The 22,508-nt window shown below is 42.4% G+C and carries 19 protein-coding genes and 1 riboswitch; of the genes, 13 read left to right on the top strand and 6 right to left on the bottom strand.

The window, feature by feature from the left end; translation table 11 throughout:
- The first annotated feature begins 341 nt into the window (after positions 1 to 341).
- The 3 genes from ACZ5C4_RS14695 to ACZ5C4_RS14685 are packed head-to-tail and all read left to right on the top strand — an operon-like array spanning position 342 to position 1,885.
- Positions 342 to 1,211, top strand: coding sequence for a DegV family protein (locus ACZ5C4_RS14695; RefSeq protein WP_464521669.1), 870 nt, complete (start codon positions 342 to 344; stop codon positions 1,209 to 1,211).
- An 18-nt stretch (positions 1,212 to 1,229) separates the two neighbouring features.
- The gene (locus tag ACZ5C4_RS14690) at positions 1,230 to 1,304 is read left to right on the top strand and encodes a Fic family protein (protein WP_464522357.1); all 75 of its coding nucleotides are present in this window, start codon (positions 1,230 to 1,232) and stop codon (positions 1,302 to 1,304) included.
- A gap of 29 nt (positions 1,305 to 1,333) precedes the next feature.
- Positions 1,334 to 1,885 (top strand): hypothetical protein, encoded by a 552-nt coding sequence (locus ACZ5C4_RS14685; RefSeq protein ID WP_464521668.1) that lies wholly within the window; start codon positions 1,334 to 1,336, stop codon positions 1,883 to 1,885.
- A 265-nt stretch (positions 1,886 to 2,150) separates the two neighbouring features.
- Here ACZ5C4_RS14685 and ACZ5C4_RS14680 read toward each other — a convergent pair whose 3' ends face one another.
- The 3 genes from ACZ5C4_RS14680 to dapA form a co-directional block, all read right to left on the bottom strand.
- Positions 2,151 to 2,339: a hypothetical protein gene (locus tag ACZ5C4_RS14680; RefSeq protein ID WP_186877231.1), complete on the bottom strand. Its 189-nt coding sequence runs from the start codon at positions 2,337 to 2,339 to the stop codon at positions 2,151 to 2,153.
- 41 nt (positions 2,340 to 2,380) lie between these two features.
- Complete coding sequence (locus tag ACZ5C4_RS14675; RefSeq protein ID WP_464519782.1) at positions 2,381 to 3,562, bottom strand: IS91 family transposase; 1,182 nt, start codon at positions 3,560 to 3,562, stop codon at positions 2,381 to 2,383.
- A 136-nt stretch (positions 3,563 to 3,698) separates the two neighbouring features.
- Positions 3,699 to 4,583 carry a 4-hydroxy-tetrahydrodipicolinate synthase gene (dapA, locus tag ACZ5C4_RS14670; RefSeq protein ID WP_464521667.1) on the bottom strand — a complete coding sequence of 295 codons (885 nt, stop codon included), beginning with the start codon at positions 4,581 to 4,583 and terminating at the stop codon, positions 3,699 to 3,701.
- Between the two features lie 79 nt (positions 4,584 to 4,662).
- A riboswitch (Lysine riboswitch) is annotated at positions 4,663 to 4,834 on the bottom strand.
- 162 nt (positions 4,835 to 4,996) lie between these two features.
- Here dapA and ACZ5C4_RS14665 point away from each other — a divergent pair.
- A complete protein-coding gene (locus ACZ5C4_RS14665) occupies positions 4,997 to 5,926 on the top strand; it encodes an alpha/beta hydrolase (RefSeq protein ID WP_464521666.1) in 930 nt (309 codons plus the stop codon).
- Here the strand turns inward: ACZ5C4_RS14665 and ACZ5C4_RS14660 are convergent.
- Entirely contained in the window at positions 5,911 to 7,470 is a 1,560-nt protein-coding gene (locus ACZ5C4_RS14660) for a response regulator transcription factor (protein ID WP_464521665.1), read from the bottom strand. The two genes, ACZ5C4_RS14665 and ACZ5C4_RS14660, sit on opposite strands and share 16 nt — an antisense overlap.
- 44 nt (positions 7,471 to 7,514) lie before the next feature.
- A complete protein-coding gene (locus ACZ5C4_RS14655; RefSeq protein ID WP_464521664.1) occupies positions 7,515 to 9,281 on the bottom strand; it encodes a histidine kinase in 1,767 nt (588 codons plus the stop codon).
- A gap of 120 nt (positions 9,282 to 9,401) precedes the next feature.
- Here ACZ5C4_RS14655 and ACZ5C4_RS14650 point away from each other — a divergent pair, with 120 nt between their 5' ends.
- The 4 genes from ACZ5C4_RS14650 to ACZ5C4_RS14635 all read left to right on the top strand — a co-directional run bounded on the left by ACZ5C4_RS14650 (position 9,402) and on the right by ACZ5C4_RS14635 (position 15,851).
- A complete protein-coding gene (locus ACZ5C4_RS14650) occupies positions 9,402 to 10,727 on the top strand; it encodes an ABC transporter substrate-binding protein (protein WP_464521663.1) in 1,326 nt (441 codons plus the stop codon).
- Positions 10,728 to 10,830: 103 nt separating this feature from the next.
- Complete coding sequence (locus ACZ5C4_RS14645; protein WP_186877007.1) at positions 10,831 to 11,745, top strand: carbohydrate ABC transporter permease; 915 nt, start codon at positions 10,831 to 10,833, stop codon at positions 11,743 to 11,745.
- A complete protein-coding gene (locus ACZ5C4_RS14640) occupies positions 11,738 to 12,610 on the top strand; it encodes a carbohydrate ABC transporter permease (protein WP_186877006.1) in 873 nt (290 codons plus the stop codon). Before ACZ5C4_RS14645 ends, ACZ5C4_RS14640 begins: the two co-directional genes overlap by 8 nt.
- Positions 12,611 to 12,668: 58 nt before the next feature.
- A complete protein-coding gene (locus ACZ5C4_RS14635) occupies positions 12,669 to 15,851 on the top strand; it encodes a hypothetical protein (protein WP_464521662.1) in 3,183 nt (1,060 codons plus the stop codon).
- 148 nt (positions 15,852 to 15,999) lie between these two features.
- On the opposite strand, the gene mscL is transcribed toward ACZ5C4_RS14635, so the two are convergent.
- Positions 16,000 to 16,407 carry a large conductance mechanosensitive channel protein MscL gene (gene mscL / locus ACZ5C4_RS14630; RefSeq protein ID WP_464521661.1) on the bottom strand — a complete coding sequence of 136 codons (408 nt, stop codon included), beginning with the start codon at positions 16,405 to 16,407 and terminating at the stop codon, positions 16,000 to 16,002.
- Between the two features lie 253 nt (positions 16,408 to 16,660).
- Here mscL and ACZ5C4_RS14625 point away from each other — a divergent pair, with 253 nt between their 5' ends.
- From ACZ5C4_RS14625 to ACZ5C4_RS14605, 5 genes are all read left to right on the top strand, one after another.
- Complete coding sequence (locus tag ACZ5C4_RS14625) at positions 16,661 to 18,175, top strand: FGGY-family carbohydrate kinase (RefSeq protein WP_464521660.1); 1,515 nt, start codon at positions 16,661 to 16,663, stop codon at positions 18,173 to 18,175.
- A gap of 90 nt (positions 18,176 to 18,265) precedes the next feature.
- Positions 18,266 to 19,108, top strand: a complete 843-nt coding sequence (locus ACZ5C4_RS14620) for an L-ribulose-5-phosphate 3-epimerase (protein WP_464521659.1) — start codon at positions 18,266 to 18,268, stop codon at positions 19,106 to 19,108.
- A 51-nt stretch (positions 19,109 to 19,159) separates the two neighbouring features.
- On the top strand, positions 19,160 to 19,849 hold the full coding sequence (locus ACZ5C4_RS14615; RefSeq protein WP_464521658.1) for an L-ribulose-5-phosphate 4-epimerase: 690 nt from the start codon (positions 19,160 to 19,162) through the stop codon (positions 19,847 to 19,849).
- 38 nt (positions 19,850 to 19,887) lie between these two features.
- Positions 19,888 to 20,973 carry a LacI family DNA-binding transcriptional regulator gene (locus ACZ5C4_RS14610; RefSeq protein WP_464521657.1) on the top strand — a complete coding sequence of 362 codons (1,086 nt, stop codon included), beginning with the start codon at positions 19,888 to 19,890 and terminating at the stop codon, positions 20,971 to 20,973.
- A gap of 310 nt (positions 20,974 to 21,283) precedes the next feature.
- On the top strand, positions 21,284 to 22,495 hold the full coding sequence (locus tag ACZ5C4_RS14605) for a hypothetical protein (protein ID WP_464521656.1): 1,212 nt from the start codon (positions 21,284 to 21,286) through the stop codon (positions 22,493 to 22,495).
- The last annotated feature ends 13 nt before the right edge of the window (positions 22,496 to 22,508 follow it).

The following is a 22,508-nucleotide window of genomic DNA, read 5'->3' as shown; positions in this document are numbered from 1 at the left end:
TGGAAAACGGATGCTGACACAGCCGCGCTTCGGCGCGAGAATGTGCAAAGCACATTTATTTTTATAGACAAACGGAGGATTTTGCAGGAAATATAAAAGCCGGGAATAAGTACCCGGCAGAATAAAAGGAATATATGTAAAAAAGCTGTTCGCTTTGTTTAGATTGTAATATAACGCGAAAATGTGAAGAATATGTGTCAGCAGCGTAAAGATAAGATTAAAATTCATTAAGAAATTCTGTAAAAATAGAAATAGTAAAAATAGAAATTGGTTTACGGTGGAGTCGGACAATGTTATAATGTTCACATTAAGTAAAAATTATTGTAGAAGGGGGAAGAAAAATGCCTGCATATATAATTACGACAGATTCGAATTCAGATGTAAGACCTGAATTTATTAAAGAACATGAAATTCCGGTAATTCCTCAGTACTATGCTTTTGGAGAAACTGTGTACGGGGACGAGCTGAATATGGAGCCGGCAGAGTTTTACGAAACAATGAGAAAGGGAGAGCTGCCAAAATCAATGGCAAACAATCCCGCAGTGATACAGGAAAAGTTTGAAGCGGTATTAAAAGAGGGAAAGGATATTTTACATATCGCGTTTTCCAGTGCGTTAAGTGGAAGCTGCAATAATGTGCGTATGGTTGCAGAAGAACTGCTGGAGAAATACCCAGAGAGAAAAATTTTAGTTTTTGATTCCCTGAATGCTTCTCTTGGCGAAGGGGTTTCGGTCTACCGAGCTGTAGCGCTTAGACAGGCAGGAAAAAGTATGGAAGAAGTTTATGATATTCTGACAGAAGAAAGGGAGCATGTGAATGTATTATTTACGGTAGACGATTTACATCACCTTCAGAGAGGCGGAAGAGTATCCAAGACAACGGCAGTAGTCGGGAGCCTTGTCAATATCAAACCGATTCTGACGGTAACAAGCACAGGGGAGCTGCTTGCGGCAGGAACAGTCAGAGGAAGAAAGAAATCCTTAAAGACACTGGTATCCAGGATGGAGGCGGCTCTAGATAAGGAGAACTACGGAGAAGATCGGATGGTGGCCATTGTACATGGAGATTGCATAAAGGAGGCAGAAGATGTCGCTGAAATGGTTCGCCAGATCGGATTTAAAAATATTGTAATAAATGACGTTAGTCCGAGTATCGGAACACATGCAGGTCCTGGGGTGGTCGGACTGATTTTCTATGGAAAGAAGAAATAGAGAGAAAATTTTCCTGCGATTGAACTGAATCTGATTCGGATGACGATACCCGATAAACCAAACAGTAAAGACCAGAGATATGTAAAAATCTAATCACCTATGAAATGAAAGGTAGGAGAAAAATGAACAGATTAAATGATTTAATGGACATATTGACAGGGAGCTTTAATAATTCTGAACAGCTTGAAAGAATGAAACAAAATAAGCTGGATTTTCCCTATGCTGAACATATAAATACAATCTGTAACGATAAAATTAGAAATTTACCGAATGATTTTAAAGGAATCTTTATGGTGGAAGAAAGCTATTATACAGAGAATGGAAATACACATGCCGCACCGCATTTGTTTTTATTTACAGAAGAAAAAAAGGGAATCAAATTGACGTCTTATGAATTACCTGATGGCTATGACAAAAATACGTTTACCTATAAAGCGCTCAAAACGATAGACTATAATGATTTAAAAGTATCCGAAAAATTTACCCCAGCATTATATATTGAAAAAGACGGTGTATGGGAAGGTGGAAGCACCAGTATGTTTTCTCCTGTACTGAAATTCACTTTGTTTGAACGATTTTCTAAAGAATATTTAGAGGTGAGCGAGAGTATGGAGGTAAAAGGGAAGAAGACCTTTGGATATGATGAACCAATTCTTTATAAAAGGGTTATTTAGATAAAATAGACTGCTGTGAAAAAGTATCTATTGTTTCGCGGCAGTCTATTTTTATATAATAGGAAATTTCGATAAATTTCCTATTATATGAAAAGCCCTCCGGGCAGGATGCGCACGCCGCAATAAGGAAATTTTACCGCTTTGCGGTATTGCGGCGGCGCGCAAAGTGGGCTTGCCCACTTTGTTCAATATTAGGAAAGTTCTCCCTTTTAGAAAAAGAGAAAAAATAGTCCACTAAAAAAATGGGCATGGGAAATAGACGATATTAGAAAAGATAAAAATCTTCTTCTTCAAAATCGTCATCGTCATCAAATTCATGTAGAAAATAATCCATATCCAGAAGGTCACTGTCGCTCATGTATTTAATATCATAAGGGGTCATACCTTCCGGAGGAGATTCGATGTATTGCTTCCTGAGTTTCTCTGCAAGTTCATGCTCACTTATGGGTTTCATGGGAATGCTGCCTCCGTTTCATACTTGATATTCTGATTGTATCACGAATGAAAAGGAGATAAAAGAAATTTACTTTTAGCAGGAGAACGGGGCAGGTACTTTCGCATTGCTTTTTCGTATAATTCTTGCAGAGAAACAGGATGATGGTTGTAGTAAATTTCAAGGAGGAGCATGGTTTTGCCACATTTAGGACACTTTAAAGGGTCATAGCCGAAAGAGGCTATGATGGAGCAGCGCCATTTGTTGAAGCTAAGGAGAAAAGGACGGGCTTTTTGGGAAATAGCCCGGAAAAGGAGTTTGTCTGATTCGCGGTGCCTTGCATAAAGACCATAGTAGCGAATCATTTTAAAGTGCTTTTCTGGGATGTGCTGAATCAGGCGGGAGATAAAGTCCAAGGCAGGGAGTGTTTCAACAACAAGTTTTTCATCCTCATGGCGGTTGTAATGAAAGGTGACGGAATCGCCATTGTAAGCATCAATGCGGGAAGTGGCAATGGGAGGGCGACCGAGATAGCGACCGATATATTTGGAGACAGCATAGGGGTTGCAAAGATTGGGTTTGGCATAAACATAAAAGCCGTTCCTGCAGTGTTGATAGCAAAAAGCTTTCATTTTTTTAAAAGAGGGACCAAGCTGCTGATGAAGTGAATTGAGGAGTGCGGTACAAAAGGCGCTGCGCAGAAAAGAGAAGTTGAAATGAGAGAGTTTGCGCCAAAAATTATCGTGGCTAAGCCCGCCTTGGGTAACAAGACAATGAATATGTGGATTCCATTTCAGGTCACGACCGAAAGTATGAAGGACGCAAATAAAACCGGGAGTAAAATTTTTGGATGTATTCACCTTAGAAAATAAGCGGAAGATAACACTTTGGACTGCGGAAAAAAGGCAGTTAAGAAGAGAACGGTTGTGGAGGAAGAAAGGGCGAAGCTGTTCAGGGATAGTGAAGACACAATGGCGGTGAGTGCAGGCAAGGAGCTTAAAAGACATAGAAGTGGTACGGTGGATGGAATACATGTTGCCGCAGGTAGGGCAAAAGCGGCTGTGGCAGCGAAAGGGAACGAACTTCCATTCTGCGCAGTGGGGACAGTGGTACATTGCGCCGCCGAAAGAAGGGTCACCGCAGTGAATCATTTTTTCAACATTCTCAATAACAGAGATACGGGGATGTAAAATATAAATCATTTCTTCATAATGGTCTTTAAAAATCTTCTGTAAAATATTCATAAGACTATTATGCAGGAAACTAACACAAAAAGAAACCCCTAATTCCCCCATGAATGGGGGATAGGGGGCTGAAGTGTCGAAGACACTTTGTTCAGCCTATCTACTGTCTGGGAGTTTCCTTCCAGCAGACTTTTTATCACAGGCAGCCAAATTCTTTCATTGCTTTTTCGAGCAGTTCTTTGTGTGCTGGTTCGATTTCTGTCAATGGAGCGCGCAAGGATCCGACATGTTTGCCCTGCAGATTCATTGCTGCTTTTACCGGTATCGGGTTGACCTCACAGAACAGTGCGCTGCAAAGAGGAATTGCATCTAACTGCATTTTGCAGCTTCCTGCCACATCTCCTTCCAAATACTTATATACCATATCGTGCACATATCTGGGAGCCACGTTGGACAGTACGGAGATAACACCGATGCCTCCTAAAGAGAGAAGGGGCACAACCTGATCGTCATTGCCGGAATATAAATCAATGTTTCCGTCGCAGAGATGCATGATTTTGGCCACATTGCCTATATCTCCGGAAGCTTCTTTTACACCGACGATATTGGGCACATTTTTTACAAGATGTGCGATTGTCTGCGGCTGTAGTGCGCATCCGGTACGACTTGGCACATTGTACATAATCAGCGGAATATTGGCTGCGTCTGCAATTGCTGTATAGTGTGCAATGAGACCGTTTTGTGTCGCCTTATTATAGTAAGGGGTGACAACGAGAATTCCGTCTGCCCCATCCTTTTGTGCTTCTTTCGACAATGCAACGGCAGTTGCCGTAGAATTAGAGCCGGTTCCTGCGATAACCGGAATACGGTGGTTGACACGTTCTATAGTAAAACGTACTGCCTTGACATGTTCCTCCTCCGTCATAGTGGCGGATTCACCGGTTGTACCGCAGATAATAATAGAATCTGTTCCCTCTGCGATCTGTTCCTCCAAAAGTTCGTCCAGTTTGTCATAATTGATTTCCAGGTTTTCTTTCATCGGGGTGACAATCGCCACACCTGCGCCTTTAAAAATTGCCATTCTTTCTTCCTCCTTAAAATGTGGTGAATATAAAAAGAAACGGCAAGATGCGCCGTTCTAACATATACACAAGCTGTATAAATCAGATAGCCCTCCATCCTGCGATGACAGTCATGTCGTTCTTCACGCCATGCCCAAGACTAAAATGTCAGGCAGCCTAGTCTTTCGGCATCTTTCCCTTTTGAATGTCTTCTTCTGTCCCTGAAACATCCGGCATCCTACTGATGAAAAATGCAACCTCTATCTACGTTTCTATATGTAAAAAAATGATAACACTGACAGAAGAGAATGTCAACGGCTGAAAAGAAATTTGCATGGGGAATCCATAAAAGAAGTTTGAAAGAGAAAATGGGCTGTCTATAGCAAATCGTTTTTGTTATACTGGCAGTATGCATAAAAAAGGAAGTGAAAGATTGAAAAACATAAGAAAAGGAATTTTGGCAGGCGTATTCGGTGCTGCCGGTGCATATATTGCGGCGGTACGTATATTTTTTAATATGGCAGCAGGGAGGAAATCTCATATTTTTCAGACGCAGACAGAGGAGAAAAATCGCTGGGCGCCCGAAATTATAGAAGGGATACAGTGGGCAAGGAAACAGCACTGCAAGGAGCTGGAAATTATCAGCTTTGATGGTTTGCGTCTAAGAGGGCGACTGATAAAGCCAAAGAAGCCTAAAAGAATGATCGTACTTTTTCATGGCTGGAGAGGCTCCTGGCAGCATGACTTCGGAGCTGTATTAAGGTGGCTGTATGATATAGAATGTAGTATTCTTATCACAGAGCAGAGAGCGCAGGGAAGAAGCGAAGGGGAGTATATGGGATTTGGAATACAGGAGCGCAAGGATTGTCTGGAATGGCTGAAATGGATAGACAGAAACGAGAGTATAGATATTCCGGTGTATCTATATGGAGTATCTATGGGGGCGGCCACTGTATTGATGGCTTCAGGAGAACGGCTGCCCCATTTTGTGAAAGGGGTGATCGCGGACTGCGGCTTTTCTTCTGCCTACGATATGATTCTGAATTACGGAAAGCAGAAAATGAAAATCAGAGAGTTTCCGGTGATGTATTCTCTAAACAGACTGTTTCGGAAAAAAGCTGGGTATGACTTAAAAGAGTGTTCTCCCAAAGAGGCAGTGAAACACTGTAAAGTTCCGGTTTTATTTATACATGGAACAGCAGATTCTTTTGTGCCGTATAAGATGTCAGAAGAAAATTATACAGCCTGTAGAGCAAAAAAACAGCTCCTGCTGGTGGGAGGAGCTGCTCACTGTGGAAGCTATCTGGCAGACAGAAAAAAGTACGAGGAAACAGTGGAAGCATTTTTTCATTGGAAGGACTGACGGTATTGCTCTGGTGTCATTCCTTCCCATTTTTTAAATACTCGGAAGAAATATTTATTGTTATCGTATCCTACCGTCTTGGCAATCTGATACAACTTGCGGTCTGTGGTGGCAAGCAGGTGCTTGGCTTTTTCAATGCGTACAGAATTTAGATACTGTACAAATTTTTCACCGGTCGTTTTACGAAACAGGTGACTTAAGTAACTGCTGTTCATATAAAACAGAGAGGCGAGAAACTCAATTGTCAGATTTTTCTGGTAGTTGCGCTGTATATAGATTTTCACTCTCTGAATCGTATCCTCGACGGCATATACACTCTGTGGCTTGAGCATTTCGGAAAGATTACTGAAAAATTGTTTATAGTACTGGTGAAGCTCTTCAATTGTAAACATTTCCTTTACAATATTTTGCATGCTCTGCGAAGGCGTGCTTTGATTCAGGTACTGTTTTAAAATCATAAGGCAATCCTGCGTAAGCTGATGATAATGATATTTGACATCTGCAAGAGAGAGCCCATCCGTACTCTGATAATCGTCCTTTAAGGAGGTAAGAAGGCTGCATACTTCCTTTGTCATCCCCGCCTCAACGCGGAAGAGAAATTCTTCTTTTTTCTCCCATTGTATTTCCTGTATATCTGTTCCTAAGCCGGCGTGCCAGAGATAGTACTGGGAGGAATTCTGTGCAAGGGACATGGAATTAAGTGCGATGCAGGCATGCTCGTACGCTGTATACAACTGACTGATTGCGGTGATAGTACTGCTGATTCCCCAGTAAGACACAGCATTATAGGTATGTAGATAGGAAATGATCTCTTGTGTGAATTTTGTATAAAATGACTGGGGAGTAAAAGCTGTATCGTTCGGCAGAGCAAGGATGAAAAAACCAAGCTGTGTATTCGTCGGATGCGGCAGATAGACGGCCATCTCGGAAAATCCTAATTCCGTTATTTGTTGCTGCAGACGGAAATCTGCAAGCGGTACGGCCGCATACACGACTGCGAGACACAGGCGAGTCGACTGCGTAAGAAAGAAAAGCTTCTGGGAACTAATATCCGTATCGGATACGGCATACCCCAGGATCAAATTTTGCAGAAGCTGACTGTCATGTTCGTAGCAGGCGATTTCCTTTTGCTCCTCGCTCAGACGCAGCTTTGCGCTGATAGATTCGGAGGCTTCTAAACGAGAAAGCGCTTGAAGTACGGTCTGCTGGATCTGTTCACCTGTAAAGGGCTTTAATATGTAATCAATGACGTTTGCGGATATGGCATGCTTGATGTAATCAAAGCTTTTATAACCGCTGATGACGATTAACTGCAAGGCGGGATGATTTTCGGATAAATAAGAAAGAAGGGCAGTACCGTCCATAACAGGCATTTCCATATCTAAAATTACGAAATCAGGGGATAAGTTTTCTACGAGCTCTACAGCTTGGGCTCCATTGTCGGCCTCACCGATACAGGCGATCTTGTCGGAGAGAGGCTCTAATTTTTTAATGGTTCCCTGACGAATGAGTGGTTCGTCGTCTACGATAATATAACGATACATTCGTTTGTCTCCTTTATGAAAATCACTCGCTTTGGTGATGTATTTTACTGCGGGGAATTTGGCTTGTCCAGCAAAGGAAGCTTTATCTGCATGAGAGTTCCCTTGTCTGGCTTACTTTGTGCAGTAAGTCCGTAGCCTTTACCGTAGTATAATTCAATTCGGGTATTGATGTTTTTTAATCCAATGCTTTGGTTTGTACGGTGCCCAAGCTCTTTAAATTCTGGTTCCTCCATAAGAGAGCTGTTTAATTCGGAAAGCTGCTCGGGAGTCATTCCTTTTCCGTCATCTACAACATAGATAAGGAAATAGGTGTCCTTTAAAAATCCGTATATATAAATCTGGTGTCCGAACTGGCAGTTCTTAAGACCGTGAGAAAAGGAATTTTCTACGATCGGCTGTAAGATCAATTTCAGCACCTTTAAATGGCGCATTGAATCCGGTATATGCAGACAGAAACGGAAACGATGGCTGAATCGGATAGACTGAATGGAGATGTAGTCCATTACATGGTCGATTTCCTCCTGAAGCGTTACCAGTTCGCTTTGTGTTTTGATTGCATAGCGGAACATATTGCCAAGAGACATTGCCATTGTCATAATTTGTTCGCTTCCTTCTATGCTGGCGATACTGTTGATTGCCTCCAGCGTATTAAATAGGAAGTGGGAATTGATCCGCGCTTCTAAGGACTTCATCTGTGCATCCAGAGAAATCAGCTTATTTTGATAGTTTGTCTTAATTGCGTCGTCCAGCTGTTCGATCATAGAGTTATATTCATTATAGAGAACGCCGATTTCATCCGTACGATCCAGATACAAAGTACTGCTGGACAGGTGTGTGCCGCTTTGCCGCGACATTTTCCGGCTTAAATGTTCGATCGGCTTTGTGACTGTCTTTGAGAAGTAAAGGGCAAGTACAATACCGATAAAAATAAAGACGACACTGATAGAAAGCAGAAGGATCCCCGTAGTGTTGAATTCGCGGTAAAGCTTCGTGTAATCTACGGACGTGTAGAGCGTCAGGGAATCAGGAGATAATCTTGCAGAATAGGCAGCATTCTTTTCAATATCCTGGAAAGAAGGCGCACCCTCCTTTTTAACAGGCAGTGTGGAATAGACTACCTGTTCATATTCTGTATCCGCAATCGTTATGGAGGTAACATCTGGAATTGTGTTCAGTGAGCTTAAGTCAAAAATTGCAGGATCACAGTTGATGAGAAGCACACCCAGATTTTTAGAAGCATAAATATCATAAAGACTTTTAGAAATAAAAAAGCTGTCTGTTCCACCGTAAAATATATCTTCATGGGAACCGATCTCACTGATATAGAGCTGACCGGAATTTTCCATAGTTCGTTCATACCATGTGGAATCTTCCGGAGTATAGCCATAATTCAAACGGTCGTTTTGCGTGTTTTCATAGGTGAATTTCACGCCGGAGGGCGTAAAGATATAAATACCGTAAATGAAATCATAGGTATTGATAATATTTTGGCATAGATACCGGATGTTCTGCTGGGTTTTATACACAGTTAAGTCATCCGGTTCTTTATCGGCATTCGCGAAAGGACGTAAATTCTGTGTCAGAGAATAGTCGCCGGAGGAGTAGGACGCAAATAGATTTGTTGCGTTTTCCAGCTCCGTAAGGGAAGCATTTGCCTGCTGCACTGCTTTGGAAAAGAGATTGGCAGAATATTCCTTCATTTGTTGCTGTGAGGTCTTTTCATAGCGATAATAGGAAACAGCAGTGATGCAGAGTGTAGGAAGGAGCGCCATGAACAACAGAATCAGAAATAGCTTTTGACGTAATTTCACAGATATACCTCCTTCCAAAAATCTAAGAAAAGTATACCATAGGTGCTAAAAAAAGTCCACTTACCCTGTGTTACAATAAGACCATCAAAAAAGACGTAAGTAGAAAAGGAGAGGAAAAACATGAAAAAGAAAGTGATTTCCGTATTGCTTGCAGCGACTATGATCGGCGGGCTGCTTGCCGGCTGTGGATCAGGAAGCGGAAGCGATTCAAAAACAGAAGACGGAAAAACAAAAATTCGTTTCTTATCTGCAATGGAACTGGTAGATGAGGACATGATTGAGGCATTTGAGAAGGAAAATCCAGACATTGAAGTAGATTTTGACTATGTGGATTCCGGAAACTATTCTGCAAAATTTGCAGCGCTTGCATCTTCTAATGAAGTGCCGGATGTGTTCTGGACACAGGCAGGCTATTACTGTGACCAGATTAATGAAGGACTTTTGCTTGATATTTCTGAATATCTGGATGGAGACAACTATGAAGGCGATGCGACATGGAGAGATACATATGTGCCGGCGCTGCTTGAAAACCTACAGTCTATCGTACAAAGCGGCTGCGGAGAGATGGACTCCTACGATTACGGTGTGCCGTTTACGATGACAACCGTTGCGGTAATGTATGACAAGGCAATGTATGAAAAGCTGGGCTTGTCTGTACCAGAGACATGGGATGCGTTCATGGCAAACTGTGAGGCGCTCAAAGAGGCTGGATACACACCGCTGTCTGTACAGTCCAATACTTGTATCGACTGGCTTCCGAGATTATTCTGGGATCAGTTCTGCCGCGATGAGATTGAAGAAGAAGGCAAATCCTTTGAAAATGGTGAAATGACATTCCAGTCTGAATCCGTACAAAAAGGATTGGAGACATATAAAGAGATTTGGGACAAGGGATACCTTCCAGAAAACTTTATGACATCCGATCTGGATACTACAGCACAGTTATTCCTGCAGGGAGAACTGGCACAGGTTTTAATCGCTCCTGACAAATTGGAATACATCATGGACAATGCGCCGGATACAATGGAGCTTGGCACATACGTACTGCCGGGAATTGACGGGCTGCCTTCAAGAACACTGGGCGGAGCAAGTAATATTTTTGCTGTAAGTGCAGATACAGAGAACCCGGACGCAGCAGTGAAGCTGGTACAATATCTGACATCTAAGACAAACTTTACAACAGATGAAGGACTGAAATATTCCAGCTCCGGACTCGTAAATGTAGAGCGCGATCCGGCTCTGGATGAAATTCTTGCAGGTTACAATGCAGCGGCAGAAAATGGCTTCTGTCCAGAGACATTTGTGCCGGTAACTGTATCAACAGAAATTAAGACAGCGTTCCAGGAAGACTTGATTCCAAATTATCTGCTTGGACAGGTGAGCCTGGAGGATATGACTACAGAGCTTCAGGATATATACAATACCTATCTGGAAGATAAAGAATAAGAAAAGGCAGGACAGGGGCGGCTTATCAGGAAGTTAGCCGCCCTTTTTCTGTCAAAAATCAAGTAAGAAAGAATACAGTGCAGTGCAAAGAGAAGGAGGGAGCATGGTGAAAACGAAAAAAAAGGCAGGGCTTTTACAGGAATTAAAAGAAAGCATACCGGCTTATATATTAATTCTTCCTACCATAGCCATATTGATTATTTTTTTGTTTATTCCGTTCGCAAACGCATTCCGCATCAGTCTCTATAAATATAAAGGATATGGAGAATTAAGAAATTTTGTAGGACTGGATAATTATGTAAAGGTTTTGCAGGATGAACAGTTCTACCGTGCGTTTGGAAATACATTTAAACTGATTGCATGTGATTTGCTTTTTTCCATTACAATCGGGTTTATTCTTGCATACATACTATTTAAAGGAATACGTCTGAAACGGTTTTTTAACACAGCATTGTTTATTCCTTATCTGATATCAATGGTTGTCATTGGATGTATATGGAGAATTATCTACGATCCGACAATTGGGCCATTGAATCAGATCTTGGAAATGATCGGTCTTGGCAATCTTGCCCAGCCGTGGCTGTCGCAGGTAGGAACCGCTTTGCCCGCTATTATCGTGACATGGATATGGAGAACGATACCGTTTAACATGCTGATCTGCTATGCGAACATTATGACGCTGCCGAAAGACCAGCTGGAGGCGGCGGAGATGGACGGAGCTTCTCAATTACAGAGACTGCGCTATATCATTATACCACATATGATTCCTACCTTTGTAACATTGGGAATCCTGACAGTTACGAACGACCTGCGTGCATTCGATATGGTATGGGTAATGACACAGGGAGGACCGGGAGGAGCGTCAGATGTGCTGACGTCCTATGTATATTCTAATGCATTCCAGTCACAGAAATTCGGCCCTGCAACAGCGGCATCCATTATTATGATGGTTGTTATGATTGGAATTACGATTCTTTTACAAGTGGTAAAAAAGGCAGGTGGAAAGAACAATGAGTAAAAGCATAAGCAAGAGATGGAACAGGAAAAAAGGAAACGAAGATCAGGGCGGAACTTCGATCATTACCTTTATCATTATGCTGCTGGTAGCATTGATTTCCGTTTATCCTCTGCTCTGGGTAATTATCCAGTCATTTAAGACAGAAGGACAGTTCCTGCAGAGCATTTGGTCTTTGCCTACCTCCTTAAATTTTGATAATTTTATTACGGCGTTTGAGGAAGCGAATCTCGCAGTGTATTTAAAAAATACAGTGATCAATACGGGGGCAACCCTTGTGGTAGATTTGGTTTTGGTAACCTGCCTCGGATACGCATTTTCCAAGCTGAAAATGAAGTTCAAGAAGTTCTTTTACTATATGATCTTGATCAACATGCTGATTCCGACACCGATCATTCTTCTTCCTATGTATTTGCAGGTGGTAGACTTAGGCATCCAGAATACACTTGCAGCGATTGTATTCCCGTATTACCAGGGATTTGCACCGCTGGGCCTGATTCTGATCAAAGGGTATATGGACAATATTCCTGATGAAATTATAGAATCTGCAAAAATTGACGGCTGCGGAACCTTCCGTATTCTGTGGAAGATCATGGTGCCTCTTGTAAAACCAATGCTGGTGACATTGGCTATCTTAGGAGGAATGAATGCATGGAACGAGTACATGTGGGCGTTGGTATCCATCAGCGATACATCAAAATACACATTGTCTGTCGGCATTGCCGTTATCAGAGATAAGATTGCGACGATCGGATATACTCCGGTATTTGCAGCACTTACTGTCAGCGCGATGGTGTTTGTCATTATTTATCTGTTCGCACAGAAAACATTCGTGCGTTCCATTACCGCAGGCGCTGTAAAGGGTTAAGAAAGCATGCCGTGCCTGGAAAGAGGCGCGGCATTACTTATATGGAGGAGAGACAAAGATGGAAAAGACAAGTATGTTTCAGGAATTTGAAGAAGCCTTTAAAAATCCAGGGAAAGAATTCAGGGGCACTCCTTTTTGGTCCTGGAATACAAAACTGGATGCAGATTGCCTGGAAAAGCAGATAGAGCAGTTTCGGGAAATGGGAATGGGCGGATTTTATATGCATACCCGCGTAGGGCTCGATACAGAGTATATGGGAAAAGAGTATATGGAGTGCGTAAAAAAGGCGGTGCAGATTGCGAAAGAGAAGGATTTGTACAGCTGCCTGTACGACGAGGATCGGTGGCCATCCGGCTATGGCGGGGGAAAAGTGACAGTGCATCCGCAGTACCGCAGCAGAAATATACTGATTACCACATACAAGAAAGGGACGAAAACGTATAATCACAGGAGCACAGACTCCATGGCCTCCTCCTCTCCGCAGGGGAACGGGCGTTTTCTTGCAGCATATTATGTGAGATTGAATACAGACGGGACACTTGCTTCTTATGAGAGATGTGATGAAAATGCAAAAGCTTGCCCTGGCGCTAAAATATGGTATGTATATCTGGAAATTGCACATGATAGTCCCTGGTTTAATAACCAGTCTTATGTAGATTCCTTAAATCCAGAAGCGATCCGGTATTTTATAGAGGTAACACATGAAGCGTATAAAAAAGTGGTTGGAGAAGAGTTTGGGCAGACGATTCCATCTATCTTTACAGACGAACCACAGTTTGGCAGAAAGAAGTCCTTAGGAACGGCAGAATCGGAAGAAGAGGTGATGCTGCCTTTTACAGAGGACTTCGCAGAAAGCTATAAAAAAGCCTATGGAGAGGATCTGCTGGATCACATTCCGGAGCTTTTGTGGGAGCTTCCAAACGAAGAGGTATCTAAATACCGTTACTGGTATCACGATCATGTGACAGAGAGGTTTGCAGAAGCATTTTCCGATCAGGTTGGGAATTGGTGTAAAGAAAATGGGATCCGGCTTGCAGGTCATATGATGGAAGAACCCACACTGCAATCTCAGACGCAGGCGTTGGGAGAGGTTATGAGAAGCTTAAGAGGCTTTTCTCTCCCGGGAATTGACATGCTTTGTGATGCGCGGGAGTATACAACCGCGAAACAGGCGGAAAGCGTGTGTCATCAGTATGAGAAAGACGGCGTGGCAAGCGAGTTGTATGGCGTTACAAACTGGGATTTTGATTTCCGCAGGCATAAGTTGCAGGGAGACTGGCAGGCGGCTCTGGGGATTACACACCGCGTACATCATCTAAACTGGATGAGCATGGGCGGGGAGGCAAAAAGAGACTATCCGGCGGCAATCGGCTTCCAGTCCCCATGGTATAAGGAATATGGGAAAATAGAGACACATTTTGCAAGGGTAAATACAGCGCTTAGAAGAGGAACACCGTTTGTGAAAATCGGCGTCATTCATCCGGTGGAATCCTGCTGGCTGCTGTTTGGGCCGAACCAGCAGACAGGACAGAAGCGGCAGGAGCTAGACAGAAGATTTGCGGATGTGACGGAATGGCTTTTGTTTAATAATCTGGATTTCGACTATATATCAGAAAGCCTTCTTCCAGAAGAATGGGACGGGCGTAAGGTAGGGAAAATGGAATATGACGCGATTGTTGTTCCAGGCTGTCTGACCCTGCGCGGGACTACGCTCTCAATCTTAAAGAAGATGAAGAAAGCAGGGAAAAAGATCGTATTCATGGGAAAAGCACCGCAGTACATTGATGCATGCAGAAGTATAGCAGGAGAAGAATTTGCTTCACGCTGTACGCAAATCGGATTTTCCAAACTGGAGCTTCTTACAGAGCTGGAACCATATCGCCTGCTGGATATACGTTTTCATGGAGAAAAACACTTGAAAAAGCCGAATCACAAGAAGAATTGGAACGGCGAGAGAACAGAAAAATATCTGTATCAGATGAGGCAGGAGGAAAACGGACGCTGGTTGTTTATTGCAAATGGGCGCGCGCAGGACAATCCGGACTTGATCTTGCCGGATGATGTGAAAATAGAACTTGTCGGAAGATGGAAAGTGACAGAGTTTGACACAATGACTGGAGATAATCAAAAGGTGGAAACAGAAGTTTGCAGAGATAAGACAGTGCTTTTCCGCCGTTTCTTTGGGCATGATAGTCTTCTGCTGTATCTGGAACCCGTAGAAGAAGCAGAAACGACAACGAGCACCAGTGGGGATATTTACAGAGGATCTGAAAACAGAAAAGAAAAAACCTATTATACGACAGAACGAAAAGAATGGGAGGCAAAGGACTTATTTGCCAGTCCGGTAAAGATAGAAAGAGAAGAGCCGAATGTTCTTGTGCTGGATATGCCGCGATACTGCTTTGACGGGAAGACGTTAGAAGGCCCGGAGGAGATTCTAAGGGCGGACAATCGGCTTCGCACACTGCTTCATCTGCCGCTTAGAAGAGCAGCGCTGGCTCAGCCATGGACGCAGAAAAAGGAAGAAAAACCGTATAAAATTATGCTTCAATATGAGATTTTTTGCCAAGATGCGGTAAAAGACATACAGCTTGGGTTGGAGGCATTAGAGGAATCCCGAATTTGGCTGGACAAAGAAGAAATCTCAAAGAAAGAAACAGGATATTTTGTAGATCCGTGTATTCACACAATAGCACTTCCAGACTTAAAAGAAGGGCTCCATGAATTGAAGTTGGAGGTAGCGTTTACAGGGAAGGTCAACCTGGAATCCATGTATCTTTTAGGAGATTTTTTGGTTCAGGTGACAGGAAGCTGTGCAGTTCTGGAAAAAGAGAGAGAGAACTTTTTCTGGGGCAGCCTTACAGAACAAGGAATGTCGTTCTATGGCGGAAATGCAGTATATAAAACAGAGGTAGAGTTAGAGTCGGGCAGTTATGTGCTGGAGGTTTCAAAATTCCGCGCACCGCTTCTAAAAGTAAGAGTGGATGGAAAAGAAGCAGGAGAAATTTTTAAAGCTCCATACAGGGTGGCTTTTGAGACAAAACAACCAGGACAACATCTTATAGAAATTGTAAGTTACGGAAACCGCGTCAATACATTCGGTGCGATTCACGACTGTGATGAACAGGAAATCTATTTTGATCCAAATGCGTGGAGAACAACTCTGGACAGCTGGTCTTATGAATATCAGCTCAAAAAGACAGGAATTTTAAAAGCCCCTGTTCTGTGGAAGCAAAAATAATATAAAAGCCCTTCGGGCAGTATGCACACGCCGCAATAAGGAAATTTTACCGCTTTGCGGTATTGCGGCGGCGCGCAAAGTGGGCAAGCCCCTCAAGATTGAGGGGCTTGCCCACTTTGTTTTGGACTTCTTATTTCCCTATACTTGATTAGGCTTTTGTTTCCTCCAGTGTAGAAGTACAGTGAGGGCACCTTGTTGCCTCCAGTGCAATTTCTGTTTTACAGAAGGGACATACCTTTGTAGTTGGAGCAGCAGGCACTTCTGGTTTTTTCCCAAATGCCATTAATTTGTTTATGGCTTTGAGAAGGCAGAACAAGACAAACGCCATAATTAAGAAATTTACAAGTGAGGATAAGAATGCGGAAGCGAATCCAGCCCAATCCTGAAGAGAGTATACTTTCCCTCCGGTTACAAGGTTTAAGACAGGATTAATAAAATTGTCAGTAAGAGACGTTACAATTCCGGAGAACGCACCTCCGATAATAACACCGACAGCCATATCCATCATGTTGCCGCGCAGCGCGAAGGCTTTAAATTCTTCAATAAATTTTTTCATGCTTTTGTTCCTTTCCCGGCACTTTAGAAATATAAATGCCGCCCAAAGGCAGGGCTTTGGGATATTTTAATCTTTTGTGTATCATTCCGGATTTCATGTTATAATAGTTTCAAAGTCCGGCAGTCAGCTTAAGAGTTTAAAAGCTAAGTGGCGGAAAGTCAACAGAATTACTGTTTTTGATTTATATTTACATTTATAGGATAGCATGATACATTAGATATAATAGAAAAACGTTTTTTGGAGGTGTGGAGGTATGAGATACTTAATAGGAATCGACAACGGAGGAACTTTTTCCAAAGCTGCGCTGTTTGATGAGGAGGGTACGCAGATTTCTGTGGCAAGTGTGCCGACGGTTACACTTACTCCCAAGTCGGGTTATACAGAGAGAGATATGGACGAGCTATGGAATGTAAATGTAGAGGCGGTGCGTACGGCGATTGAGAAAAGTGGGATTGATCCGACAGACATCGCCGGCGTGTCTTTCTCAGGACATGGCAAGGGGCTTTATCTGGTTGGAAAAGATGGACGTCCTGCATATAACGGTATCATTTCTACAGATGCCCGCGCCTGGGAGTATGTAGAGAAGTGGGAAAAAGACGGGACGAAAGAGAAAGTTTACAAGAAATCCTTTCAGGATATTTTGGCGTGCCAGCCAGTCAGCATTCTCGCCTGGCTGAAGGACAATAAACCAGAGGTGCTTGACAATACGAAATATATTTTTGCCGTAAAAGATTATATCCGTTACATGCTGACTGGAGAAGCATATGCAGAGTATACAGATTTTTCCGGAGCAAATTTTGTGAATTTGACAACGCAGGCTTATGATAAGGAATTGCTGGGATATTTTGGTCTGGAAGATGTGTACGATAAACTGCCTCCGCTTAGATATTCCTCTGATATATGTGGATATGTGACAAAAGAAGCGGCAGAAAAGACGGGGCTGCCGGAAGGTATCCCTGTAGCGGCAGGGATGTTTGATGTCAACGCTTGTGGAATTGCTTCAGGTTTGTCGGACGAGGAACAGATGTGTATGGTGGCGGGAACATGGAGCATCAACGAATTTATACGGAAGAGTCCGGTGACAAACGGAACCGTCGCACTGAATTCTATGTTCTGTATACCAGGGTATTATCTGGTAGAGGAGAGCAGTCCTACTTCTGCGGGAAATATGGAGTGGTTTATCCGAAACTTAATGTCCTATGAGAAAGCGGAAGCAAAAGAAAGCGGGAAATCTGTCTATGATATTACAAATAAATGGGTAGAAGCGATCGCTCCTTCGGACAGTGATATTGTATTTCTTCCGTTCTTAAATGGCTCTAATGAAGATCCTCTGGCTAAGGGTACCTTTGTAGGGCTGACAGCTTACCACAACAAGCAGTATATGCTGCGGGCAGTATATGAGGGCATTGTGTTTTCCCACTATACACATGTGCAGAAGCTTCTTGTGAATAGAGAAAAACCGAAATCGATCCGTCTGTCAGGAGGGGCCGCAAATTCTGATGTATGGGTGCAGATCTTTGCGGATGTTCTTCAGATTCCGATAGATGTCATAGAAGATAAGGAACTGGGTGCACAGGGAGCAGCGATGGCAGCGGGGATTGCAGCAGGAATTTATCCGGATTATAAGACTGCAATAGAACGAACCGTAAAGATAAGCAAAACAATTTATCCGCGTGCAGAATATGCCTTGATTTATGCCAAGAAGTATCAGCGGTACAGGGCGGTTATCGACGGACTCAATTCTGCATGGAAGTATTTTAAGAATTAATTGAAGAATTTTGAAAAAAAGTATATATTTATGTTGGACACCGTTGGGCTTAAAAGATGGTGTAAGTAAGAGAGAATGGAGTGTCAGTCTATGAAAAGGTATACGATAGGACTTTATGAAAAGGCAATGCCTTCCACTCTGACGTGGAAAGAGAAGCTTAAGGCAGCAAAAGAGGCAGGATATGATTTTGTGGAAATCAGCATTGACGAGACGGATGAAAAACTCGCGCGGCTGAACTGGACGAAAGAAGAACGCTTGGAATTAGTAAAGACCATGTATGAAGTGGGCATACCTGTCCGTACGATGTGTTTAAGCGGACACCGGAAATATCCCCTTGGAAGCAATGATGAGCAGACAGTCAGACGCGGTATGGAGATTATGGAGAAGGCACTTGAGCTTGCGGACGACTTAGGGATCCGTATCATTCAGCTCGCCGGATATGATGTTTACTATGAGGAAGGCAGTGAAGCAACGAGAAAACGTTTTGCAGAAAATCTTACAAAAGCGGTACAGATGGCCTCCAGTCTTGGAATTGTGATGGGATTTGAGACGATGGAGACAGAATTTATGAATACGGTCGAAAAGGCTATGGCATATGTAAAGGCAAATGAGTCGCCATATCTGAATGTCTATCCAGACTGCGGAAATATTATGAATGCAGCCGTTTCTTATGGAAAAAATGTATTAGATGACATAGAAACGGGAAGAGGACATATGGCGGCAATGCATTTAAAAGAGACAAAACCAGGGGTTTTCCGAGACCTGCTGTATGGACAGGGGCACGTGCCGTTTGCAGAAATCATTGACAAGGCCTGGAAAATGGGAATACGCAAGTATGTGACAGAATTCTGGTATCTGGGCGGGGAAAACTGGAAGCAGGATTTGGCGCAGTCCAATCAAAAGATGTGTGCCATTTTGGACAGACAGGAATAATGTTTTAGAGAAACAAGGATACAAAGAGCGATAGAAAAGGAGAGAAAAATTATGCTGGAAGAATTAAAACAGAGGGTATATGAGGCGAATATGCTTTTGCCTAAATATCAGCTTGTGACTTTTACATGGGGCAATGTCAGTGAGATTGACAGAAAGACGGGATATTTTGTAATTAAACCAAGTGGAGTAGAGTACGATAAACTGAAGCCGGAAGATATGGTAGTGATGGATTTGGAGGGAAATAAGATCGAAGGGAAATACAATCCGTCCTCCGATACCCCGACGCATTTGGAAATTTACAGAGGGCTGCCAAAAGTGACTGGAATCGTACATACACATTCGCCCTGGGGGACAAGCTGGGCACAGGCAGGAAGAGGCATCCCATGTTATGGAACGACACATGCAGATTATATGTATGGAGAAATCCCCTGTGTAAGGAATCTGACAAAGGAAGAAATAGACGAGGCATACGAAAAGAATACAGGTGTCTTAATCGTAGATTATTTCAAAGAAAAAGAATATATGGCGATGCCGGCGGTTCTGTGTAAGAATCACGGAGTGTTTACTTGGGGAAAGGACGCACACGAGGCGGTACATAATGCGGTTGTTTTAGAAGAGGTGGCAAAGATGGCGGCACAGACAGAACTGATAAATCCAGATGTAAAACCAGCGCCGCAGGAGCTGCAGGACAAGCATTATTACAGGAAGCATGGGCCAAATGCTTATTATGGACAGAAGTAAGAAAAGGCAGTGGCAGTTGCCACGATAACGGGTGGAAGATGAGTAGTAATATTAAAGATGTGGCAAGGCGTGCAGGAGTATCTATATCTACCGTTTCAAATGTTTTAAATAAGACAAAATTTGTAAGTCCTGATCTTGTAAAAAAAGTAGAAGAAGCGGTAGAAGAGTTGAACTATGAAGTCAATCCAATTGCCAGAAGTATGAAAAGCAATAAATCAGGAATAATAGGAATTATAACAGAAGATTTATGTGGTATTTTTTATCCTTATGTTATTAAGGGGGCGGCTTCTGTACTCGAAAAAGCCGGATACCAGATGATCGTATGTGATGCAGCGGGAGAATACGGCGATATAAAAGCGTTGGACAGAGAAAAAGAAATTTTTAAAAATCTGCTATCTAACCGTGTAGATGGAATTATTTTTGTAACACTTGTCCCTACAGAGAAACGAAAGAATTACTGTGCAAGATTGCTGAGGATGTCACAGGAAGATAAAAGGATACCGCTTGTCAGCGTCGAAAGAAATATGAGCACATTTGGAATTGATTCAGTTTACTTTGACAGCTACGAAAATGCTAGAAGAGCAGTTACACATTTGATTGATTGTGGCTGCAGAAAGATAGGGCATATTGCAGGACCAATGAATATAGAGATAGCAGCGGAACGTACAGAAAGTTATAAAGATATTCTTAGAGACTATGGAATGGCTGAAGGATTGGAAGAACAGATCGTATATGGCAATTATTCTCACCAAAGCGGTTATAAAGGAATGAAGCAGCTTCTGGATAATGTACCTGATATAGACGGGGTGTTTTGTGCGAATGATCAAATGGCGGTAGGTGCTTTGAAATTACTTAAGGAATATCGGAAAAAGGTTCCGGAAGAAATTAAAGTGATTGGATATGATGATGTGTTTGTGTCTAGTGTTATGGAGCCGGCGATATCTACTATCCACATCAGAAAATTTCATGCAGGGGTGAAGGCAGCAGAGTTGCTGCTAGGGCGCATTGAAGGGCATACGCCGTGGGAAAAAGAAGCGGTTGGGATCAAAATGGAAAGCAGACTCGTTGTCCGCAAATCCACCGTGGCAGATGCTCCGGAAGACTGGATTTTATCAGATTGGTAAAGCGTATGTTAAGATTGTGTGAAATATGGTTTAAAGCTTTTAGTAAAGTTTTAAACTATATTTTTTAATATTACAAAAAACGTTTTTTTGAAAAGAGCGAAAATATACAGGGGGGGGGGTAACTGTGTATTGTGCACAAAAAATATACAAAATATACAGTAAAATCCACGAAAATAAAAATGTTATTGTTGAAAATATTGACAATAGTATTGCTTGAAGATATGATAAAAAACATAGAAAATAAAATATTAATTTTTCGAAACGTTTTTTTTGATTCTGTAGAAAAACGTTTTTCTGAAGGAGGATGGAAATGGAGAAAAAAAACATTGCAGAAAAAGCTATGCAAGAAGGAGCAGGGATTTTAAGGCTAGCACCTACATGGGTACCACGTTCTTTCTGTCGTCCAGGAAAAAGAATAAAATTGCATCCGGATGATTATTTTATTCTGGGAAAAAGAGGAGGGATAGATGAACGGTGGTTTTCTTCTACTACATGGGCAGAAAACGGACCGGATACACCGGAAGACGAAGGGTTAAGTTATGTAGTAGTAGGTGAAAAGGGAACAGAAAGAATTCTTTTGCGGGATCTTATAGAAATCTTGGGCGCAGAGGTATTAGGTGATGCACTTTGGAATAAATATCATGGCTGGGCGATGTTTTCAAAATTTTTTGATAACGCGGGACCACTTCCACATCACATACACCATAGAGATGAACATGCAAAAAGAGTAGGCGCACAAGGAAAGCCAGAGATGTACTTTTTTCCCTCACAACTGAACAATCATGGAGGAGAATTTCCTTTTACTTTCTTTGGGTTCCATCCAGAGACGACAAAAGAACAAGTGCTGGAAGCTTTGAAAAATTTTTCGAAAGGCGATAATGATATATTGGGACTTTCTTTTGCTTACAAGTTGCAGTTAGATACAGGATTTGATGTTCCACCGGGAGTAATGCATGCACCTGGGAGTCTTTGTACATATGAACCACAGTTTGCGTCAGACGTATATGCAATGTACCAATCCGTTTTATTGAATGGACAGACAGTAGAAAATGAGTTGCTTTGGAAAAATACACCGGAAGAAGAGTTGGGAAATTACGAATATCTTTTGGATGTGATTGACTGGGAGAAAAATATAGACCCTTCGTTCCATGAGCATCATTTTATGAAACCCATTCCGGTACGGCCAGTAAAAGAGATGGTCGAAGACGGTTACATGGAGGAGTGGATTTGTTATAAATGCCCGATTGTCAGTGCAAAGCGCCTGACGGTTCTTCCTGGAAGGTCTGTAACGATCAAGGATGCGGCGCCATATGGACTGATCTGTCTGGAGGGACATGGAAAGTTTGGAAAATGGCAGATTGAATCACCAGCATTGATACGATATGGAGAACTGACACATGATGAATATTTTGTGAGTGAAAGTGCGGCAAAGGAAGGCGTGACTATTATCAATGATTCTGATACAGATCCGATTGTGATATTAAAACATTTCTCGGAAAATCCAGATTTAAAAACACAATAATAATCTGGGGAGG

This window comes from Mediterraneibacter flintii, assembly GCF_055387595.1.
Note: the sequence above shows the minus strand (reverse complement) of the source record. Positions and strands in the feature narration are given on the sequence as shown.